Source organism: Actinacidiphila sp. bgisy160 (assembly GCF_965342435.1).
Lineage (GTDB): Bacteria > Actinomycetota > Actinomycetes > Streptomycetales > Streptomycetaceae > Actinacidiphila.
In genome coordinates this window covers 69,909-90,298 of sequence record NZ_CBDRCM010000030.1, presented here as the reverse complement: position 1 = coordinate 90,298, position 20,390 = coordinate 69,909, and the positions used below count along the sequence as shown (strand labels likewise).

16 protein-coding genes are annotated in these 20,390 nt (G+C 68.9%); 7 read left to right on the top strand and 9 right to left on the bottom strand.

Annotated elements, in window-relative coordinates; genetic code table 11:
* Positions 1-86: 86 nt before the first annotated feature.
* The 4 genes from ACRWNP_RS23075 to ACRWNP_RS23060 all read right to left on the bottom strand — a co-directional run bounded on the left by ACRWNP_RS23075 (position 87) and on the right by ACRWNP_RS23060 (position 5,364).
* Entirely contained in the window at positions 87-1,538 is a 1,452-nt protein-coding gene (locus ACRWNP_RS23075; RefSeq protein WP_431964288.1) for a GH1 family beta-glucosidase, read from the bottom strand.
* A gap of 151 nt (positions 1,539-1,689) precedes the next feature.
* Positions 1,690-2,610, bottom strand: coding sequence for a carbohydrate ABC transporter permease (locus ACRWNP_RS23070; RefSeq protein ID WP_431964286.1), 921 nt, complete (start codon positions 2,608-2,610; stop codon positions 1,690-1,692).
* 14 nt (positions 2,611-2,624) lie between these two features.
* Complete coding sequence (locus ACRWNP_RS23065) at positions 2,625-3,620, bottom strand: carbohydrate ABC transporter permease (protein WP_431964284.1); 996 nt, start codon at positions 3,618-3,620, stop codon at positions 2,625-2,627.
* A 421-nt stretch (positions 3,621-4,041) separates the two neighbouring features.
* Entirely contained in the window at positions 4,042-5,364 is a 1,323-nt protein-coding gene (locus tag ACRWNP_RS23060) for an ABC transporter substrate-binding protein (protein WP_431964282.1), read from the bottom strand.
* Positions 5,365-5,831: 467 nt separating this feature from the next.
* Between ACRWNP_RS23060 and ACRWNP_RS23055 the strand changes: the two genes are divergently transcribed.
* The 3 genes from ACRWNP_RS23055 to fxsT all read left to right on the top strand — a co-directional run bounded on the left by ACRWNP_RS23055 (position 5,832) and on the right by fxsT (position 10,421).
* Entirely contained in the window at positions 5,832-6,875 is a 1,044-nt protein-coding gene (locus ACRWNP_RS23055; protein ID WP_431964280.1) for a LacI family DNA-binding transcriptional regulator, read from the top strand.
* A 661-nt stretch (positions 6,876-7,536) separates the two neighbouring features.
* Positions 7,537-8,004, top strand: coding sequence for a hypothetical protein (locus ACRWNP_RS23050; protein WP_431964278.1), 468 nt, complete (start codon positions 7,537-7,539; stop codon positions 8,002-8,004).
* Between the two features lie 62 nt (positions 8,005-8,066).
* Positions 8,067-10,421 (top strand): FxSxx-COOH system tetratricopeptide repeat protein, encoded by a 2,355-nt coding sequence (gene fxsT, locus ACRWNP_RS23045; RefSeq protein WP_431964276.1) that lies wholly within the window; start codon positions 8,067-8,069, stop codon positions 10,419-10,421.
* Between the two features lie 171 nt (positions 10,422-10,592).
* Here fxsT and ACRWNP_RS23040 read toward each other — a convergent pair whose 3' ends face one another.
* Positions 10,593-11,174 (bottom strand): TetR/AcrR family transcriptional regulator, encoded by a 582-nt coding sequence (locus ACRWNP_RS23040; protein WP_431964274.1) that lies wholly within the window; start codon positions 11,172-11,174, stop codon positions 10,593-10,595.
* Positions 11,175-11,474: 300 nt separating this feature from the next.
* Here ACRWNP_RS23040 and ACRWNP_RS23035 point away from each other — a divergent pair, with 300 nt between their 5' ends.
* On the top strand, positions 11,475-12,209 hold the full coding sequence (locus ACRWNP_RS23035) for an alpha/beta hydrolase (RefSeq protein WP_431964272.1): 735 nt from the start codon (positions 11,475-11,477) through the stop codon (positions 12,207-12,209).
* 313 nt (positions 12,210-12,522) lie between these two features.
* On the opposite strand, the gene ACRWNP_RS23030 is transcribed toward ACRWNP_RS23035, so the two are convergent.
* Positions 12,523-13,248 (bottom strand): hypothetical protein, encoded by a 726-nt coding sequence (locus ACRWNP_RS23030; protein ID WP_431964270.1) that lies wholly within the window; start codon positions 13,246-13,248, stop codon positions 12,523-12,525.
* Positions 13,249-13,810: 562 nt separating this feature from the next.
* On the opposite strand from ACRWNP_RS23030, the gene ACRWNP_RS23025 reads away from it, so the two are divergent.
* Both ACRWNP_RS23025 and ACRWNP_RS23020 read left to right on the top strand, forming a co-directional pair.
* Entirely contained in the window at positions 13,811-14,509 is a 699-nt protein-coding gene (locus tag ACRWNP_RS23025) for a hypothetical protein (protein WP_431964268.1), read from the top strand.
* 190 nt (positions 14,510-14,699) lie between these two features.
* Positions 14,700-15,173: a DUF1153 domain-containing protein gene (locus ACRWNP_RS23020; RefSeq protein WP_431964292.1), complete on the top strand. Its 474-nt coding sequence runs from the start codon at positions 14,700-14,702 to the stop codon at positions 15,171-15,173.
* 413 nt (positions 15,174-15,586) lie between these two features.
* On the opposite strand, the gene ACRWNP_RS23015 is transcribed toward ACRWNP_RS23020, so the two are convergent.
* From ACRWNP_RS23015 to ACRWNP_RS23005, 3 genes are all read right to left on the bottom strand, one after another.
* Complete coding sequence (locus ACRWNP_RS23015; protein WP_431964266.1) at positions 15,587-16,171, bottom strand: DinB family protein; 585 nt, start codon at positions 16,169-16,171, stop codon at positions 15,587-15,589.
* A 695-nt stretch (positions 16,172-16,866) separates the two neighbouring features.
* Positions 16,867-17,241, bottom strand: coding sequence for a fic family toxin-antitoxin system, toxin component (locus tag ACRWNP_RS23010; RefSeq protein ID WP_431964264.1), 375 nt, complete (start codon positions 17,239-17,241; stop codon positions 16,867-16,869).
* Positions 17,238-17,552, bottom strand: a complete 315-nt coding sequence (locus tag ACRWNP_RS23005) for a DUF1778 domain-containing protein (protein WP_431964262.1) — start codon at positions 17,550-17,552, stop codon at positions 17,238-17,240. Before ACRWNP_RS23005 ends, ACRWNP_RS23010 begins: the two co-directional genes overlap by 4 nt.
* A 980-nt stretch (positions 17,553-18,532) precedes the next feature.
* On the opposite strand from ACRWNP_RS23005, the gene ACRWNP_RS23000 reads away from it, so the two are divergent.
* Positions 18,533-20,383, top strand: coding sequence for a BTAD domain-containing putative transcriptional regulator (locus ACRWNP_RS23000; protein ID WP_431964260.1), 1,851 nt, complete (start codon positions 18,533-18,535; stop codon positions 20,381-20,383).
* The last annotated feature ends 7 nt before the right edge of the window (positions 20,384-20,390 follow it).

The following is a 20,390-nucleotide window of genomic DNA, read 5'->3' as shown; positions in this document are numbered from 1 at the left end:
CTTCGACCTTGCTCCCCCCCCCCCCCCCGACGAGGCGCCGCCACTGACGTGACGGCGCCTCGTCGGCCGGACATTCAGCTGTTGTTCTACTCGCCGGCAGTGGGCAGCGCGTTCTTTCGGATCACGTCCGCGTACCAGTGGGCACTCGCCTTCGGGATACGGCGCTGCGTCGAGTAGTCGACGTAAACCGTGCCGAAGCGCTTCGAGTAGCCGTAGGACCACTCGAAGTTGTCGAGGAGCGACCACAGGAAGTAGCCGCGGACGTCCGCGCCATCGGCGATGGCTTGACGTACGGCGTCCAGGTGGGCGTGGAGGTAGGCGATCCGCTGCGGGTCGTTCACCACGCCCTCGGGCGAGATGTAGTCGTCGAAGGCGGCGCCGTTCTCGGTGACCATGAGCGGCAGCTCGGGGTGCGACTTCGCCAGGTCGGTCAGCAGGGTGTGCAGTCCCTTGGGGTCGATGGCCCAGTTCATCGCCGTCACATTGTCGTTGGCGAGGTGGAACGCGATGTGCTCGGAGCCGGTCCACGGCGAGTGGTCGCTCGCACCGTGGCCGTCGTTCTTGGTGTTGCCGGCGCCGTCGGCGGGCAGCGAGACGACGGTCGGCGAGTAGTAGTTGACGCCGAGCACATCGATGGGCCGGGAGATCTCGGCCAGGTCGCCGTCGTGCACCAGACTGTCCCAGTCGACGATGTGCGCGGTGTCCTGGCGCAGGTCCTCGGGGTAGGCGCCGTCGAGGATCGGGCCGGTGAAGACCCGGTTGCCGACCGCGTCGATACGGCGGGCGGCATCGACGTCCTCGGCCCGGTCGGTGAGGGGGCGCACCTGGTGCAGGTTGAGCGTGATGGAGGTCTGGGCGGATGCCGGCAGAGCCGCGCGCAGTGCCCCGATCGCGAGGCCGTGGCCCAGGTTGAGGTGGTGGGCGGCGCGCAGGGTGGCGGCCGGGTCCGTGCGGCCCGGTGCGTGCACTCCGGAGCCGTAGCCGAGGAACGCCGAGCACCAAGGCTCGTTCAGCGTGGTCCACACGCCGACCCGGTCACCGAGCGCGCGGGCCATGATGTCGGCGTACTCGGCGAATCGGTAGGCGGTGTCACGGTCCGGCCAGCCGCCCGCGTCCTCCAGCTCCTGGGGCAGGTCCCAGTGGTAGAGGGTGGCGACGGGGGTGATGCCGGCCTCCAGCAGTTCGTCGGTGAGCCGGCGGTAGAAGTCCAGGCCCCGCTCGACGGCAGGCCCGCGCCCCGTGGGCTGGACCCGGGACCACGAGACGGAGAACCGGTACGCCCCCAGGCCGAGGTCCTTCATCAGGGCCACGTCGTCGCGGTAGAGGTGGTAGTGGTCGGCGGCGATGTCGCCGGTGTCGCCGTTGCGCACCTTGCCGGGGGTGTGGCTGAAGGTGTCCCAGATCGACGGGGTGCGGCCGTCTTCGGCGGCGGCTCCCTCCACCTGGTACGCGGCGGTGGCCGCCCCCCAGATGAAGTCCTGCGGGAAGGAAGTGGCCGAGGCCGGCCGAGCGCTCGCCTCGGGTCGTACGGCGGTCATGCTGAGGACGCTCCAAAAGGATCGGTGAACAGGCCGGACAGCGTGGTCCGGCACGGAAGAAGGATGTGGGCCGCGGGGGCGGGTGCCCGTCCGGTACCGGCCGCACGGTGTACGGACCGGTGGACGGGAAGCCCTCCCGGCGCGGGCGGGGTCAGCCCTTCACGGCGCCCGCCATGATGCCCCCGACGATCTGCTTGCCGAAGATGACGAACACCAGCAGCAGCGGCACGGTGCTGATCAGGGCGCCCGCCATGACGATGCTCTGGTCGGGGGTGTAGGAGGCACTGAGCTGGCCGAGGGCCACCTGGATGGTGGGGTTCGTCTGGTTCAGGGCGAGGAAGGGCCAGAAGAAGTCGTTCCACGCCTGCACGAAGGTGAGCATGCCCAGCACCATCATCGCGGGCCGCGCCACGGGCAGGACCACGCTCCAGACGATCCTGAGGTTGTTCGCGCCGTCCACCTTGGCCGCCTCGACCAGCTCGTACGGCAGGGCCTCGAGGAGGTACTGGCGCATGAAGAAGACACCGAAGGCGCCGACCAGGGTCGGGAAGATCACCGACTCCAGCTGCCCGCCCCAGCCGATGTCCGCCATCAACTTGAAGAGCGGGACGACACTGAGCTGCGGCGGGATGGTGAGGGTGGCGATGACTGCCGTCATCAGGAAGCCGCGCCCGCGGAAGCGCATCTTGGCGAAGGCGTAGCCGGCGAGCGTACAGAAGAACAGCGTCGCGATCGTGATGCTGCCGGCGACGATGACGCTGTTGACGATGGCTTTGCCGAGGTTCGCCTGTTCCCAGGCCGACTGGAGGTTGCTCCACAGTCGGCCGCCCGGCACGAGCGGCGGCGGGGTGTCGAGCACCCGCTGCTGATCATGCGAGGCGGCCACCAGGGTCCAGTACAGGGGGAAGATCGACCCCAGGCCGACGATGACGAGGGCCGCGTAGGTCAGTGGGCCGCCCTTGAGCTGCTGGCCGGCGCCGAGCTTCAGGCGGTTGCGCCCCTTGCCCTGGGTCTCGGTCCGCCCTGTGGGAGCGAGGTTCGGTGCGGTGCTGGTGGGACTGGTCGTGGTCATCGAATTCGCTCCCGTCAGGCCGCGCTCTTGCGCACGAACCGGCTGACGATCCAGTTGATCAGGGCTATGAGCAGCAGCAGGACGAGCATCGCCCAGGCCACGGCCGCGGCGGGGCCCAGGTGTCCGAGCTTCCAGCCGTAGTTGTAGAGATAGATGCTGAGGGTCTCGTACTGGTGCTCACTGCCACCGGTGGATCCGAGGGTTCCGCCCTGCAGCAGCAGAGGCTCGCCGAACAGCTGCATGGAGCCGATCGTGGAGATGACGATCGTGAACAGGATCGTCGGCCGCAGCGAGGGAATGGTCACCTTGCGGAACTGCTGCCACCGCGAGGCCCCGTCGATCGAGGCGGCCTCGTACAGATCGGTCGGCACCGCCTGCATGGCGGCGAGGTAGATGAGCGCGTTGTAGCCGGTCCAGCGCCAGATCACGATGACCGAGATGGCGATCTTGGACGTCCAGTGACCGTTGCCCCAGTCGGTGTTGCCGGCGCCGAAGAAGTGCAGCACCCAGTTGAGCAGGCCGCCGTCGGCTCGGAAGACCAGCGCGAAAACCAGCGCGGCGGTCGCGACCGAGGTGGCGTAGGGGGTGAGGATCACGGTCCGCCAGAAGGTGCTGGCACGCAGCTTGTAGTTGAGCAGGTGCGCGAGGCCCAGCGCGACGAGCAGCTGCGGAACCGTGGAGATGACGCCGATCACGAAGGTGTTGGAGACCGACGTCCAGAACTCGGAGTCCTGGAGGATCTTGGCGAAGTTGTCGAAGCCGACCCACTCCGACTGGTTGAGACCCGTCAACTCGACCCGGTGCAGGGCTATCCACCCGGTGTAGATGAGCGGGTAGAGACCGAAGGCGCCGAAGATGAGGAAGAAGGGGGCGATGTACGCGTAGGGCGACGCCATGTCGTCGAAGCGCCACAGCCGGCTTCGCCACGCCCGCCGACGTCCGTTCGACGCGGATCCGGAGCCGCCGGACGGCGGGCCGTAGGCGTCGCGGGTGGGGGTTGTTGTTGCCACGGAGGAGGTCCTTGTCTGGGATTCGGCCGGGTGAGGACGGGACCGAAGACGTGATGCGCAGGGCCGGATGCCGGTCCCCTCACGCCCCAAAGTCGGTACGGTAACGGCTCGCCTCGCGCGCCGGCCGTGAGGTACGTGCGAGGCAGGGCCTGGCAGCCGCCGGACAACCGGCCCCGTCGTCGCTCACCTGCGGCGACCGGATCCAGCGCCGGGACCGGCAGTGGTCGGCGGCCGGAGGATCCGGGGCGGTGCGGGGACGGCGCCGGAAGGCGCCGCCGCGCTCAGCGCGCCACGGAGCCGGGTGGCCGCCGTGGTCAGGACCTTGCCTGGCCCGGACCCGCCGTACCGGCCCGGACGAGCCGAGCCGGCGCGGCGGGTCCGGTGCGGGCGGCGGTCAGGGCCCCGCCCGCACCGGAGTGCGTCAGCCGATCGCCTTGTCGATCGTCTCCGTCGCAGCCTTCCACGCGTCGGCGGGCTTGGTGCCCCGCTGCTCCATGTTGTTGATCTGGTTGGAGATCGCGTCCTTGATCACGCCGTCCTTCGGGCCGAGCACGGCCTCGGGGATGGTCTTGGCCTCCTCGGCGTAGATCTGGCCGATCGGCGCGCCGCTGAAGTACTCCAGCGTCGCGTTCTTCACGTCGGGGAGCTCGTAGGCGCCCTGGTTGGACGGGAAGATACCGGCCGCCTTGAACACAGCGGCCTGCTGCTCGGGGGCCGTCAGCCACTTGACGAGGTCGGTGGCCTCCTTGACGTGCTTGCCGCCCTTGGGGACGGCCAGGAAGGAGCCACCCCAGTTGGCCGCGGTGGAACCGGGCGCGCGGGAGATGTCCCACTTGCCCTTGTAGGCCTCGCCGGAGTTGTTGGAGATCTGGTTGGCCATCCACGCGGGGCACGCCACGGTGGCGACGGAGCCCTTGCGCAGCGCGGCGGTCCAGGCGTCGGTGAACTGCGGCAGGCCCTGGGTCAGCTTCTTCTGCGCGGCCTCGGCGGCCAGGTCCCAGCCCTGCTGCACGGCCGGGCTGTCCTTGTAGACCGGCTTGCCGGCGGCGTCGTAGTACTGCTTGGCGTCCGAGCTGACGACCGCGTTGTACATCGCGCTCGCGGAGTCCATGAAGAAGGTCCCCTTGGGCGCCTTCGCCTTGTACTGCTCACCGAGCTTGAGGTAGTCCTCCCAGCCGCCCGCGACGGCCTTGGCGACGTCCTCGCGGTCGCTCGGCAGGCCGGCCTGCTCGAAGAGGTCCTTGCGGTAGCACAGCGACATCGGACCGATGTCCGTGCCGGCGCCGATGACCGCACCGTCCTTCGTGGTGGCCTGCTTCTCCTTCCAGGACACCCAGTCGTTCACGTCGATCGACTTGCTCAGGTCGGCGAACTTGTCGGCCTGGGTGTCGACGACCTCCTTGATGCGGCCGACCTCGATGCCGGTCACGTCCCCGAGACCGCTACCGGTGTTCAGCTGCTGAAGAAGCTTCGGGTAGTAGTCCTGCTCGTTGGCAGTGACCTCTTCCTTGACCGTGATGTTCGGGTGGAGCTTGTGGTACTGGTCGAACAGACCGGCTTCCTTGTAGCCGAACTGTCCGTAGTCAGCCACGGTGAGGGTGATGCTGCCGTCGGAGCCGGACGCGTCCGAATCGCCGCCGTCACTGCCGCATCCCGTAAGCAGTACTGCCGAGGCCGCCACGACCGACGTGGTCAGGGCCGCCACTTTGCGGCCGCGACCGCCGCCGGTGCCAGTTATGCGCATTCCACTACTCCTTGTTCCAGTGGGGAACGGACCTAAGGATCCGGGCCGCCAGCGGTCGACGGTCCGCACCTGTCCCTTTCGGGTCGAGCAGTGGCCAGCATCACGGCAAGGCGTGTGATGCAAAAGTGCTGGTCACGTCGCCTTCGATGCGCGATCGTAGGGACAGGCCTTCGGTTCTTCGAGGCCGCGCGAGACGCCCCCGACCATCCGTGGGACCGCTCCCACGCGGCATGCCGGAAGACTCCTTCGTGGGAGCCCAGATGTCAAGAGTTGAAAGCAGCGTCGTTGCCTAAGCGTGTCCCACACGTCACGCCGATGTGTCCGGCTCCTGGCTGGCCACCACCGGAAACCCGCAGGTCACGACCTGTTTACCGCGATGACTCGGCCTACCTGACGGTGCCGGGGGCGAACCACGAGGTTTCAGGGGTCACAATGAAGCAGTCCATGCGAAACGCCGGAAGGTAAAGATGAGTCCTGCCGCACAGCCACCCGAGACCACCCGTGCCAGGCGTCCGACGCTTGAGGCGGTAGCCGCTCGCGCCGGTGTGGGCCGCGGCACGGTCTCCCGGGTGATCAACGGCTCCCCCCAGGTGAGCGACCGCTCCCGCGCTGCCGTCCAGCGAGCGATCGCCGAACTCGGCTACATTCCCAACCGCACGGCCCGCTCGCTTGTCACCCGTCGCACCGATTCGGTCGCCCTGGTCGTCCCTGAGACAGAGACCCGGCTCTTCTCGGAGCCGTACTTCTCAGCCATCATCCGCGGCGTGACCTCAGGTCTCGCGGGCACCGACATGCAGTTGCTCCTGCTGCTCGTACGCGACGAGAGCGAGCGAGCCCGCCTCGCCACGTATCTGACCGAACAGCGCGTGGACGGCGTTTTGATGGTGGCGGTTCACCGCGACGACACTCTCCCCGACCTGCTGTCAGAACTGGCCATCCCCACCGTCCTGGCCGGACGTCGCGGCCCTGCGGAACCCTTGGGACATGTACAGGCCGACAATCAAGGCGGCGCCCGAGCGGCCGTCCGGCATCTGCTGGATGGGAACCGGCGAAGCATCGCCACCATCACGGGACCACTCGACATGGACGTCGCCCAGGCCCGCCTCGACGGCTACCGCGAGGCCTTGCAGACCGCAGGCATCACGGTCGACGAGGGACTGATCGCGACCGGTGACTTCACCGAAGAAGGCGGGCAGGCGGCCATGCGTGAACTACTGGAAAGACGCGGCCACCTCGACGCCGTGTTCGCCGCCTCCGATGTGACGGCCTCCGGCGCCATGCTCGCGCTTCGGGCCGCAGGCCGGCGGATACCCGACGACGTCGCCGTCATTGGGTTTGACGACTCGATCGTGGCCCGGCACACCGAGCCCCCGCTGACCAGCGTGCGCCAGCCGATCGAGGAGATGGGCCACACCATGGCGAGCCTGCTGCTGGATGAGATCGCGCAACGTGGCACGGGCCGGCGAGAAGTCGTCCTGCCGACGCGACTGGTGGTACGCCAGTCGACGTGACACCGCCGGTTCGAGGGAACCCTCACCGGTCAGCCTGGCGGGCACGGCAGCCGGACTCCGTGACGCGGGTGTGGCGACATGGGCGAGCACCGCGCCATCAGGCCAGGCTTTTGTTGATTCGGAGGGTCGTGCGCCGGCGGTGGAACCCTCGCCAAGCCGCACGAGGATGAACGCGGCACGCACCGGCACCAGGGCCGCAGATGCCGTCGCGCCACCTCGACGGACTCACCGACGGGGCGCCGCGGGCCTCGCCCTTGCTGCGTTTGGCCGCTTCCTAGGAGCGTCCGCAATCCATGGGTGTGGAGGCCACCACCCACGCGCCGTCGGTCCATGACGCGGTGCCGGTGGCCGGCATCCGGAAGGAACCCGTACACCACTTCCAAGGACGCAACGCCAGCCGAGCGCGTCCTTGGGCCGGGTGTGTTGCCCTGCCCGGCCGGGCCCGCGATGTTCTTGGCTCCGGGCTGAGTGGTGCGGGGACACAACTTCGCCCGCGATACCAGGAACTCGATGGTGCGGCAGCGGCTCATGTCCATTCCGGCCTCGGCTGGCCGGCGCAGTTCATTGCGGTCCCTCTGGCCTTGATGGGCGTGAAAGGTATTTGAGAGGATTATTCGGTACGTGCGGCGATCAAGGGGACACGTAGCGAGGGGGCACGCCCATGGGGCCGGAATTGGAGGCGCTTGCCGCTGCCGGCAGTGCGGCCGTGGTGGCCGCCGCCGGCACGGACGCGTGGGGCACGCTGCGACACGCCGTGGCCCGGTGGTTCGGTCGCGGCGACGGCGGGCGACAGCAGGCCGAGTGCGAACGACTCGAACAAACCGCACTCCTCGTGGGGGCCGAAAGCGCACATGACGAGCCGGCACGGGTGAGGAGCCGCCAGATCGCCTTCTGGCAGGACCGCTTCCGGGACGTACTGGAGCGCGCGGATGGTGAGGAGCGGCAACGGCTTGCCGCTGAGTTGAGGGACCTCCTGCACGAGCACGCAGCTGCACGGACCGTGACAGGCCATGTTGCGGCGGGACGTGACATCACCATCCAGGCGGAGGGCGGTTCGGTTGCCGCCTCGGTGATCCATGGGGGTGTGAGCATCAGCCGCCCTCCCGCGCCGGATCCGTCCCAGGGCTGAACGGACCGGCTCACCCGAGCCCACCCGCGCACGGGGTCGACGATGGTGCGTGCGCTGCCGCAGTGAGCGGCGACCTGAGGATCGAAGCACGGGACGGCTCGGTTGCGGCCGGGAGGATCGACGCACTTCATGTGCATCCTGCACCGCGCCTGCCGGTGTCCTTCCCCCATCGGGTGGGGGCTGGACTGCCGCGCCGGGCGGAGGCGTTTCAGGAACGCCGGGCTCTCACGGAGCTCGAGCGCACCCTCGCGAGGCAGGGCACGGCGGTGCTGTCCGGGATGGGCGGGGTCGGCAAGACTCAGCTCGCCGCCGAATTCGCCCGGCGCCGGTGGAGCACCGGGGACGTGGACATGCTGTTGTGGATTGCCGCTGACAGCCGGGACGCCGTCGTGAGCACCTACGCGCAGGCAGCTCGTGATCTGGTACTCGGGCTCGACGACGATGATGCCGAACAGGCAGCCTCCCGCTTCCTGGTCTGGCTGGCAGAGGAGGCGGGGCGTTGGTTGATCATCTTGGACAATGTGCACGACGCGACCGCCGTCCGAGGGCTCTGGCCGCCCGACCGGCACGGTGGCTGCACGGTCGTCACCTCCAGGCGCCGGGATGCCACGCTTCAGGCCGGCCGAGAACTACTGGAGGTTGGGGTGTTCACTGAACGGGAAGCGGTTGGCTATCTGACGGCGCGGCTTCCTGAGCAACTTGCTGATGACGCCGAGGGGGTTGCCGAGGACCTCGGGCTCCTTCCGCTGGCGCTCGGGCACGCGGCGGCGTATATGCTCGACCAGGATCTGACATGTGCGGCCTACCGTCGCCGCTTCGCTGACCGCAGTCGTAGACTTGGCGGCCTCTTCCCTGACGAAGCGGCACTGTTCGACGGCACCACTCACACGGTTGCCACGACCTGGGCGCTGTCGATGGAGGCCGCCGACCGCTCCGCCCCTGTCGGCCTGGCCAGGCGCGTCTTGGCCCTGAGCGCGGTCCTCGACCCGAATGGGATCCCGGAGGCAGCGTTCACCACCAGCAGCACCGTTGCGTTCGTCGGCAGGGGACTTTCCGGGGCTGACGCTTTGCTTGCCGGTTCGGATGTCCGGGACGCACTGCGTATCCTGCACCGCTTCAGCCTTGTCACGCACCAGGTGGCGCTGGTGCGGGTGCACGCGCTCGTCCAGCGCGTCGCTCGCGAGGCCTTGTCGGAGGACCAGCTCACCGCCACGGCGAGGGCGGCTGCCACGGCGCTCGTGGAGGTCTGGCCTGAGAACGATCGCGGCACGGAGGCGCAACTGCTGCGGTCCAACGCCACTGCCATCCACGACACGGTCCCTGACGCACTTTGGGAGGAGCACGAGGGTGCGCATCCGGTACTTCTGAGAACGATTCGGAGCCTGGCTGACGCGGCGATGCTGACCACGGGCATCGACTTCACTCGCCGTCTCGCCGATGAGGCCGGCCGGCGACTCGGCAGTGACCATTCGGACACGTTTGTCATCTGTGGTCGGCTTGTCGACCAACTTGGCGACGCCGGGGACCTCGACGAGGCGGTCGCGCTGGGAGAGGCGGTAGTCGCCGATGCGTCCCGGCTACTGGCGCCGGACCATCAGATCACCCTTTCGGCCCGCCGCACACTCGGCTATCAGCGCGGTCTGGCGGGCGACCCCGGTTCCGCGGCGCGCGAACTTCGCACGGTACTGGAGGACTGGACGCGTAGGTTCGGCCCGGATGATCCAGTCGGCTTCGAGATCGCCGACCAGCAGGCGTACTGGCAGGCGAAGGCCGGGGACACCTTGGGTGCGATTGCCAGGCTCCGTGCTCTCCTCCCGGCGGTGGTGCGGACCCTCGGTGCCGACCACAGGGACACCTTGCAGATTCGTGGCAATCTGGCGTTCTGGCTGGGTGACGCGGGGGACCCGCACGCGGCAGCAGTCGCGCTGCGGGAGGTTGTGGACGACATGGTGCGGACCCTCGGTGCCGGCCATCGCGACGTGTCGGTCGCCAGGCACAACCTGGCCCACTGGATCGCTGAAGCCGGTGACATCGCCGGCGCCGTGGCGGAGCTGGAGACGCTTCTGCCGGAACGGTTGCGCATGTTCGGGCCCGACCACCGGGACACACTGGTCACTCGCGGGCGGCTCGCGGAACTCCATGCCCTGCTTGGCGATACCCAGGCGGCTGTGACCGAGCTGCAGGCCGTTCTCGCCGGCCAGCTCTCGCGGTTCGGTGCGATTCACCCCGAGACCATGACCACCCGCCACGAACTTGCCCAGCTTCGGGGCTCCGCGGGGGACCCCGCGTACGCGGTGGCGGAACTGCGTCGCCTGCTATCCGACCAGGAGCGCGTCCTGGGCTTGAACCACAGCAACACCGTCGCCACGCGCGCAGCCCTCGCCCATTGGGAGGGGCAGGGCCCGCTGCCGTCCTGACCGGACCGGGGACGCAGCACAGCGCCGGTTGCCTTGATGCGTCATCGGGATGGCCCACCCGACGCGCTCAGCCACTGGTGACGGAGCTCTTGGTCCGGTGGCACCGCGATCCCGACCTGCCCGACATCGGTAAGGTCCATGGCGGGTGGGCCGGAAGGGCCCCGGCCGGGGTCAGCCCAGGGCCTCGACAGCTGTTTCGGCGACGGCCATGAGTGAGGCGCGGTCGGGATTGATGGAACCCATCACCTTGAGTCCCTGCATCGTCACGACGAGGTAGCGGGCCAGATCGCGGGCGTTGCGCGTGTCGGGCAGCTGACCCGATGCCTGGGCCGAGCTGATGACGTCGCGCAGGGCGTCCTCGATCGAGGAGGTCGTCGCACGCACATGCGCCGCGACCTTGGGGTCCTGGGCGACGCGGTCCGTCGTGGCGCCCACGATGAGACACGACTTGCGGGCGCCGTCTTGGACGATGCCGTCCACCGTCGACACCAGCACCTCGCGCAGCAGGTCGCGCGCCGGCGTTCCGGCGTGCAGCATGTCGATCAGCGGCACGGCGTACAGCTGGCGATAGCGGTCCATGGCCGCCAGGTACAGGCCCTCCTTACTGCCGAAGGCCGCGTACAACGATCCCCGGCCCACTCCGGTGGCCTCCACCAGGTCCTGGATCGAGGTGCCCTCGTAGCCCTTGTAGCGGAAAGTGTCCATGGCGGCATGTACGGCCGCTTCAGTGTCGAACTCTCTGACCCTCGCCATGTCGCAAGGTTAACCTTTTCGGAATGAACAGTCAAAATTGCGAGGATCGAGCGTCGCCCGATGCCCTCGGCCGGATCGGTCCGCGCGCCCAGCCGGCGGCATCCGGCCATGGAGACTCCACGAAATTTCGTTACACGGACGAGGTGACCACTGCTACATTTCCGGAGGCCGTGCGAGAGATCGAGGAGGTGGTACCCGTGAACGCAGTATCGACATGGGTGCTCCCCTCCGGGGTCACGGTCGGGCGATAGACAGGTCGTCCGGGAGCGCCGTTCCAGCGCACTCCCGAAAGGCACGACCATGCACTTCACTTCCGAACAGCGCGTCGACGGCGACGTCCTCGAGCGCGAGTTCACCCTCGGCGAGATCCCCGGCATCCTGTGGACACCCGCATCCGCATCCGCACCGCTGCCGCTGATCCTGCTCGGCCACCCTCCCCTTGGCCTGCGCAAGATGTACCCCCGACTGGTGGACCGGGCCCGGCACTCCGCGGCGGGGGGCTTCGCCACGGCCACCATCGAGCTCCCGGGAAGCGGCGACCGGCCCCGATGGCCCGCCGCCGAGCAGGCCCGCGCCGACCTGCGCCGGGCGATGGAGGCCGGCGAGCCCGTCAGCGACGAGATCGTCGACGCCCTCATCCTCCCGCTGGTCGACAAAGCGGTCCCGGAATGGCAGGCCGCCCTGGACGCCCTCATGTCGCTGCCCGAGATCGGCGGTCCGGTCGGGTACTCGGGGGGAGTCATCTCCATCGGCATCCGGCTGGCGGTCGTCGAGCCGCGCATCGTGGCCGCCGGTCTCTTCGCCGGGAGTCTCGTGCCTCGCGCCATGTTCGAGGAGGCCCGCCAGGTCACCATTCCGCTGCACGTCCTACTGCAGTGGGACGACGAAGGGAACGACCGGCAGGCGTCCCTGGACCTGTTCGACGCCTTCAGCTCCAAGGAGAAGTCCCTGCACGCCAACATGGGCGGGCACACCGGCGTCCCGCAGTTCGCGGGGGACGCCGCGGCCCGGTTCTTCACCCGGCATCTGAAGTGAGGCCGTACCGTCAGACCGGCAGCACACGGTAGCTGATGCAGGCCGGCATACCGCTCATGGAGGACAGGCGCCGGTCCTCCGCAGTCCTCCGCAGCGGGGCCCCTGCTGAACTCTCGGCAGGGGCCCGTGCTGCCTGAGGTCATGAACCGTTCGATTTCTGTAGAGCTCTGAGTGCCGCCACATCGTTTACAGGTGCTGTCGGTTCTCGTGAACAAAGCCAATCGAGGACAAGGCCGGGGCCGGCTCGTCGTGCCGACGCTGCCGGCAGCTCACGCAGCGCTTGGCGGCGCCTGTCGGCAGTCGGGGGATCGGTTCAGCGGTTGCGAATGTGGAGCTGGGTGTAGTCGAGAACGAATGAGGTGGGTCCGCTGATGAGGGCGCGTCCGTCGGGGCTGCGACGCACGACTCGGCGGAAGTGCGGGAAGGTGATCCCTTCCACCGTTTTCATGTCGTACGTGTAGTGCGCGGCGACACCGCTGACGACGTCGGCGACGTAGTCCATCCGCCGGAGAAGGAAGTCCTCGCCGAAGTAGAAGGTCTGGACCTTGGTGTGTGTGGGGAAGTGGTCGGGGTGGGTGACTTCCAGCCGGCGCCAGGTCTCGCCGTTCTCGGTGTGGGGTTCGAGTTCGCGTGTTGAGAATCCGGGTTCGCTGAAAATGAACGGGATGGTCAGGTAGTTCCACACGGCGTAGCCGGCGAAGTATGTCAAGTGCAGCTCGTCCCACGGTGTTTCCCTGACGTGGCCGGCGAATGCGGCGCGGGGCTGGTTCCGTTCCGCGACCACGGAACCGTCGGGGCGTTCGATCCACACGCGGTCGGGGGTGAAGATCCAGCGGTTCTCGGACTCGCGGTCGAGGTGCAGGAAGGTTGTCCGGGGAGTGTGCGCGTCGATGGACGCGATGGGGAGGAAGTGTCCCGGGAAGCCCTTCAGGTCGAGCAGTGCACCCCAGAAGTTGAAAGTGACGTCGATGGCTCCGACTTCCTGCCACCGATTCGTGCCTCCGTGCGCGTTGATGACGGATCGCAGCAGGTCGGACATGGGCGTACTCCTATTGTCTCGGTCGGTGACGTGCTTGTGTCACTGGGCCGCAGCCGGCTCCGGTCGGCACGAGGCTCACGTCCTTCAGGCCCGGGCCGGCCGGCGACGGCTGACGTGCACGTGGCCGGCCAAGCCCCACCGGGGCGCGACGGCCGCCACAGTCCGTCCCCGCGAGGCCAGCGGGTGTCGAAGCGACGAGCCGGCCGGCCGTGACCGGGGTTCCCGGCCGTCCTGGGGCGCGACGCCGGCTGTGGTCCTTTGGGGCTCACGAGCAGGGAGGCGTCGTGATCCGCAGTGGTCCGCGCCATCTGTTGCGGACTCGCCTCGAGGGACTCGGTATGGCTCCTTGCCGTGCGCACCCCCGACGCCGGCTGATCCGCCGTGACGACGAGGCCTTACCGAGCTGCCGCACGACCGCGTGATTTTGGACCTTCTTCTCGCCCACGTCAAGTCCCGTGTTGTCGGAACGTGACCCGGCACCGTGGCTCGGGCCTACTGGAGATGCGGGCCTCGCGGGACAGGAAATACGAGGCAAGCCCAGCAGAAGGAATTCCTCACCCAGGTGTTCCCGTCGCTGGTCCGGATATTCCTCTGGCATTCCCATTTCGATTCCCATCTAAGGAGTTCGGTCATGTTTCACAAAACTCAGGCTTCCGGTCAGGTTCGTTCCCCGCGTCGTGGGCTGCGAGCGGTGGTGCTGTTCGCATCGGCCGGTTTGATCTCCGGGGTCATCGCCCTGCCGGCCTCGGCGGCGACGGTGGACATGAGTAGGAGCACCACGGCCACGGCAGGTGTGGTGACCGACGGCGGAAAGGGCGGCGAGGGCGGCGCGGGCGGCAGCAGTGTCTTCGGTCCCGGCGGGGCCGGCGGTTCCGGTGGTTCCGGCGGCGGCAGTGTCTTCGGCAACGGTGGGGCCGGCGGTTCCGGTGGTTCCGGCGGCGGCAGCGTCTTCGGCCCCGGCGGTGGCGGCGGTGGCGGTGGCGGCGGTGGCGAAAGCGTCTTCGGCAACGGGGGCAGGGGCGGCAATGGTGGTTCCGGCGGCGGCAGCGTCTTCGGCAACGCCGGTAACGGCGGCAGCGCGGGCTCCGGTGGGGACAGCGTCTTCGGCGCCGGCGGTGGCGGCGGCAACGGAGGCTTCGGCGGGAACAGTGTCTTCGGCGATGGCGGCAACGGCGGAAAGGCCGGCGGCGGTGGCGGCAGCGTCTTCGGCCCTGGTGGCCCCGGCGGTGTCGGTGGCCCCGGCGGGATCAGCTTCTTCTGAGCACCGTTGGCGATCCTCTGACACCTCTTGGAGACGGCCCGCACCGCCGAGCGATACGGGCCCTCCACCCCGGGTCCCGGCCTCAGGCCTTCGGGCCGGCCGGGACCCGGGGCCTTTCTCACGCGGTTCCGCCGCGGATGTGGAGTATCCAGTGAAGTCACACGGCGTATGGAAGCGTCCTTTGGTCCTGGTGGTCACGGCGGCCGCGATCGCCGGCGGCGTCGCCTGCTCGTTCGAGGGCTCGTACGGAGGATCCTCGGCCGCCCAGACCCGCCACGACGGCAGTTCGGGAGCCGATGGTGCTCGCGGAGCCGACGCCGTCACCGGTCTTCCGGCGGGTTGCGCCCGTGGCGGGGAAGGCGGCAAGGGCGGGGCAGGTGGCAAGGGGGGCCGGCCCGGCGAGCCAGGGCAGCCCGGGCAACCGGGGGAGCGGGGTGGGGCGGGGTGTCTGCGGCTCGCTGACCTGCCGGACAAGCCCGCGGAGAAGCTGTCGGCGGTGGACAAGGTGCGGATCGTATTGACCGTGACCTCCGGCCATGCCACCCGTGCCGAGGTTGCCGAGAAGTACAAGGTTCCCGAAAAGACGTTCGATACGTGGAAGGAGCAGGTTCTGGGTGGTGACTGGCTCGGGTTGTTCGGGGAGGGTTTCCCCTCCTCGACCTGATGCCCCCGCGCGGGCTGCCCCGGACGCTGACATCCCCGGTATGCCCCGGCCCGGTGCGGCCGGGGCATACGCATGCGGCGAACCCGCACGGACGCTCGCACCGGCTGCAACTTTGCGGCTGCGCGGGCCGGATCGACCTCGCGGGGCCGCGGCGTGGCCATCTCCATGGCTGCGTGCGCCCCTGGGGCTGCGCTGTGACGCCACCGGTATCGGCTGCCGCCCTGCTCCATTGGGCCGGCAGGCGCAGGGCGGTCTAGGACGGGCTGCTGGGTTCGGTGCCGTGGACGAGGAGGATCTGGTCCGGGTCGTCTCCTGGGGTGAGGCTCAAGATCAGGGGGCAAGGTCCCCACTTCGATGGATCAGGCCCACGACCGGCATCATGCCGCACGAAGATCACGTCACGTGAGCAGCCTCTAAGCCCTGATTGATACGGCCGACCTGGCGGCCTGCTCGATCTTCGCGCGGTAGGTCGCACGGGCTTTCTCGTCGATCGGCCTCTCGTGCTCGGCGCGCAGCCCGGTCCGGCCGTCGAGGCCCTCGCGCAGGATATCGGCGTGCCCGGCATGCCGGATGGACTCGCCGAGGACATGGACCATGACGGCGAACAGGTTCGTGTCGGCATGAGGCTCCGGCCACCACGGCACGTGGCCGGGCGCGTCGAGGGGAAGCTCGTTGATCGTCGCGTCCGAGTGTTCCCACGTGCGCCGGTAGAACCCGGTGATCTGATCGCGGGTCTCGTCCTCGGTCGCCCACAGATCGCTGCCGTCGGAGTCCTGCCACCGGGGCAGCGGTTCCGGGGAAGGGCGGTCGAAGACCTCGCCGAAGTACCTGGCCTCGACGCTGGCCACGTGTTTGACCAGGCCGAGCAGGTTGGTGCCGGTCGCTGTCAAAGGCCGGCGGGCGTCGTATTCGGACAAGCCGTCGAGTTTCCAGAGCAGTGCCTTGCGGTCCTGCCGCAGTCTCCCGTGCAGGTTGGCTTTCGCGAATCCATCGATCATGCGGCATGAGCCTGCCATGGGCTGCTCGTGCTCTCAAGATCCCGTACGTGGTCCGCAAAGACCGGCAGAGCCGAGGCCTGGCCATGGCCGGCGCAAGCGCGACACCGGCAACCTTGCCGCCGCCGGCCTTCGTCAAGTCACCCGGTTCGTAGCTCTTATCAGCCGAGCCGACCGGAGCAAAGCGCATGAGCATGACCAGCCGCAGGGACATCAGCGCGGTCCGAACATGCGGCCGCGGAAGTTTTCGCAGCTGGTGGGAAATTACGTGACCGTCGACAGTCAGCGGGGCGTGCTGACGTGCGACGCGGTACTCGGTGGCCCGCGGGCTTCCGGCGGGTGCCGGCCGTGGCGCGGCGGGCACCCTCGTGCGTCACCCGCCCGCGGTTCCTTGCCGCGAAGCCCGCGCACTGCCTGCCGCGCTGCCACCGGGCGGGGCCGTCGGCGCGGAGCGTCATGTCTTCCCAGCCGCCGTCACACCATCCGCGGGGCACGAAGTCGGGGATGGCCGGCCAGACGCTCGCCCACGAGGGTGCACGGTCGAGATGTGCTTGCCGCCGTCCATGCGCACCCGCAGGTACTGGTTCCGGGAGCCGATGTGACCGCCTCGCGGGGCTTTTGAGCCGGATCTCAGTAGGTGGTTTCCTGGCCTCGGCGGGCCGGTACGCCGTTGTGGCGGCGGATGTACTCCCCGGTGCTCACTGGACGGTCCAGGCACGGAGCTGCCGGGCGATCTGCGAGACGCCCACGCGGCCGGCGGAGGCGTCGCGGACGAGGTCGGCGGCGACCTTCGGCTGGTACTCCAGCCTGTGCCCCTGCAACTGGAGGTAGGCGACCGCGCTCATCCACGCGAACGCCAGGTTGGAAAACTCCAGGCACGGGAGTTTGGCGAGGGTGTGGAGCAGCGCGGCGGCCTTGATGGCGTCCGAACCGTACACGTCGCGGTCCATGGCGCGGGCCTGGGTGCGGGCTACGGCGGCGAACAGCGGCCCCAAGTCCTCCACCTGCGGGTCGCCCGTGATGTGCTCGGCCGCGTGCAGCAGGAAGCGTACGTCGATGGGGGCGACACTCACGCGGCGCGCTCCCCGGCCCGGTTGGGCTCGTCGTTCTCCAGTTCCGCGCGGGCGGCCGCCTCCCGGACACGGGCCTCTTCGTCGGGCTGGTCGTCTCCGAGTTCGGCGAAGGCCTCGCGGGTGTACTCGTAGGCGCTCCGGGCGGCCTCGAGGAACTTCACCTCGATGGCAGTGGCGCGCTCGTAGGCGGCGGAGAGCACGTACTCCTGCAGGCTCACGCCGGCGGCCTTGGCGGCCGTGGCGATGGCCTCGTACTGGTCCGGGTCGGGGAACCGGAGGCTCATGGCCTTCTTCTCGGATGATGCGGTCATGGTGGCAACGGTACCACTGGTGGCATCCGTCGAGGCAGGGCATCCGGCGGGCCGGCTTGCCGGTCCCCTTCCACGCCTGCCCACCGCCGAGCCGCAGCGTCCGCCGGTGCCCAGTGTGGTTTGCATTCGTCTGGTTGAAGTTCGGACATCCCCGCCTGTGCGGGAAGACGTGCGTGGCGCGGCGCATTGGGTGGGAAGTTCGCCGGCGCGGCGATGGAGCCCCGGGGCGAAGGATCCGCATCGAGGCCGAGCTCTGGAGGCGGGGGATCGTGGAAAGGGCCCGTGGGTCCATTAAGCGGAGCGTGGCCGCCTCCGAAACGGAGCGTACGGCTGCCCGCTCGGCTCCCCTGCGAGCGAGCCGGCCGACAGGGACGAAGAAGCGCGCAAGGCGATGGCCCGCACTTCGACACCTGAGAGGGCCCGCTCTACGTCGGGCTGGAGCGGATGAAGGACTCGGCAGTCCTTTGTGTCGACGCGGACGCCGGAGAGCTCGCCACCGGCCTCATGGCCGCCCTTCGAGGCGGCTACCTCCTTGGCGCAGACGGCCCAGGACATCAAGCCCATGAGGATCGCCATGGGCATGTCGATCAGCCGTATCGAGCCCTATGTCGTGTCCGCCGAGGACACCAAGCCGGGGGCGAGGGAGTGCGCTAAGCCGTCCAGGTCGGGTGGCGCCGCCGAGAACTCCCGGTACGCACCGGGGTTTCGTCGCGGCCTCCGTGCTTGCGGGACCGGACTCACCTCGACGGGCACAGGGGGTCCGGCGAGATGTGTGCTGCGGGAGGACGCTTTCGTCCATGCTTCATGCGCCTCATCCGCCACAGGCGGCGGCCACCTGGCCTGAAACCAGATGCCTTGCGGTCATGAGAGGACTGTTTGGTCCTAAGAATTGACCGATCTGCGGTACGTTTGGGGAAGGCGGTCCCCAGTGGACAGCCAGGCAGCGAAGCCTCACAAGGATCTCCAGGGCGGTAAGCACCATGCATGCAGGCGTCGAGTTCTCAGTGCTCGGCCCAGTCAGGCTGCACAAAGAGGGGGTCGAGGCCGGAGCCGGTCAGCCGCGGCAGTGTGCCGTGCTCGCTTCGCTGCTGCTCAGGGCGGGCAAGCCGGTGAGCCTTTCGAGACTGGTGCAGGACGTGTGGGGCGACGACGCCCCACCGTCGGCCGTAGGCTCCGTGCGCACGTACGTTTACAGGCTCAGGCAGGCACTGGGGGGCAAGAGTGACAGCTCCGTGAGCCTGGTCGACGGGGGCTACCTGCTGCGCATCCAACCGGACGCTCTGGACCTGAACAGGTTCAAGGAGACGACGGCAAGGGCGAGGAAGGCCCGCGGCACCGGCGACCTGACGGTCGCGGCGAGCCTGCTGACGGAGGCCCTCGAGATGTGGAGAGGAGTGGCCCTCGCGGGGGTCCCGGGGCCGTTCGCGGACCAGCAGCGCAGCGTCCTTGGCGAGCTGCGGCTCGCCTGTGTGGAGGAGCAGCTCGCTTGCGAAGTGGAGAGAGGGCGCTACACCGAGGCTGCCGCGGAACTGTCCGCCCTGCTTGTGGAGCACCCGCTTCGAGAGCGCATATGCGGCCTCCTCATGACCGCGCTCTACGGTGCCGGGCGGCAGTCCGAGGCCTTGACGATCTACCACACGACCAGTCACCTGCTGCGGCAGCGTCTCGGCGTCAGTCCGTCGCCGGAGCTGCAGCAAGTCCACGAGCGCATCCTCTCCGGGCGATTCCAGCTCCCACGGAGCACCGAGCCCCTGAAGGGCACGACACGGACGCCTCCGCCTCACCCCCCGGCTCAGCTGCCGGCTGCCCTGCCGAGCCTGGTCGGTCGCGAGAGTGAGCAGGAGCAGGTCGAACGCTTGGTCGCCGACGCAGAGGCGTCGTCCTCCGTGGCCATCTGCACGGTCGGCGGACTGGCCGGGGTGGGAAAGACGGCTTTCGCGGTCACCGTCGCCCACCGTCTGGCCGACCGCTTCCCTGACGGCCAGCTCTTTGCAGATCTGCAGGGAGCCGGACCGGAGGCGGAGCCGCGGGACCCCGCGCATGTGCTCGCGGACTTCCTCCAGTCCTTGGGGGTCCGCCTCGAGGACATGCCCGAGACCGCGCAGGCACGGGCGCTCATGTTCCGGGGCCTGCTGGCCAGCCGGCGCGTGCTCGTTGTGCTCGACAACGCATGGAGCACGGACCAGCTGAAGCATCTCCTCCCCGGAAGCTCCGGTTCCATGGCCCTTGTCACCAGCCGCATGCAACTGCACGCGCTCGTCGCTGCCTATCAGGCGCTTCCCCTCACACTCATGCCCCTGAGCCTGACGGACGCACGCACCCTCCTCACGCGCCGGCTCGGCGCAGCGAGGACAGCAGCTGAACCAGAGGCCGTCGACCGCATCATCCGCCTGGCTGGGCAGCTTCCCTTGGCCCTGGCCAACGTCGCCGCCCGCGCGGCGTATCGGCCACAGCTGCGTTTGGCGAGCCTGGCCGATGAGTACGAAGTGCCGGAGTACAGGACTCTCGACGCCTTTGCGAGCGAGGAGGACCAGGCGCTCGACGTCCGGGAGTCCATCACCCGCTCGTACCGCCTTCTCGACACGGAAACAGCCGCGCTCTTCCGCGACATGAGCGCCTGCCCCGACCCTATGTTCGCGGCATCGCAGGTCGCGGACCTGGCCGGACGGCCCGAGTGCCGGGTCCGCCAGGTCCTCTCGCGCCTCACCCGAGCGCACCTCGTCTCGGAGATCGGCCCGGGTCGGTACAGCTGGAATCGGCTTGTGGCCGCGTACGCAGTGGAGCAGGCGGGACAAGGGTTTCTCGACCGGGGCAAGCTGGCCCGTTTATAGGCCGAGC

Coding starts and splice junctions, on each gene's coding strand:
- ACRWNP_RS23055 (WP_431964280.1), top strand. CDS start 5,832: ATGAGTCCTGCCGCACAGCCACCCGAGACCACCCGTGCCAGGCGTCCG.
- ACRWNP_RS23015 (WP_431964266.1), bottom strand. CDS start 16,171: ATGATCGATGGATTCGCGAAAGCCAACCTGCACGGGAGACTGCGGCAG.
- ACRWNP_RS23050 (WP_431964278.1), top strand. CDS start 7,537: ATGGGGCCGGAATTGGAGGCGCTTGCCGCTGCCGGCAGTGCGGCCGTG.
- ACRWNP_RS23035 (WP_431964272.1), top strand. CDS start 11,475: ATGCACTTCACTTCCGAACAGCGCGTCGACGGCGACGTCCTCGAGCGC.
- ACRWNP_RS23030 (WP_431964270.1), bottom strand. CDS start 13,248: ATGTCCGACCTGCTGCGATCCGTCATCAACGCGCACGGAGGCACGAAT.
- ACRWNP_RS23075 (WP_431964288.1), bottom strand. CDS start 1,538: ATGACCGCCGTACGACCCGAGGCGAGCGCTCGGCCGGCCTCGGCCACT.
- ACRWNP_RS23060 (WP_431964282.1), bottom strand. CDS start 5,364: ATGCGCATAACTGGCACCGGCGGCGGTCGCGGCCGCAAAGTGGCGGCC.
- ACRWNP_RS23005 (WP_431964262.1), bottom strand. CDS start 17,552: ATGACCGCATCATCCGAGAAGAAGGCCATGAGCCTCCGGTTCCCCGAC.
- ACRWNP_RS23040 (WP_431964274.1), bottom strand. CDS start 11,174: ATGGCGAGGGTCAGAGAGTTCGACACTGAAGCGGCCGTACATGCCGCC.
- ACRWNP_RS23070 (WP_431964286.1), bottom strand. CDS start 2,610: ATGACCACGACCAGTCCCACCAGCACCGCACCGAACCTCGCTCCCACA.
- ACRWNP_RS23000 (WP_431964260.1), top strand. CDS start 18,533: ATGCATGCAGGCGTCGAGTTCTCAGTGCTCGGCCCAGTCAGGCTGCAC.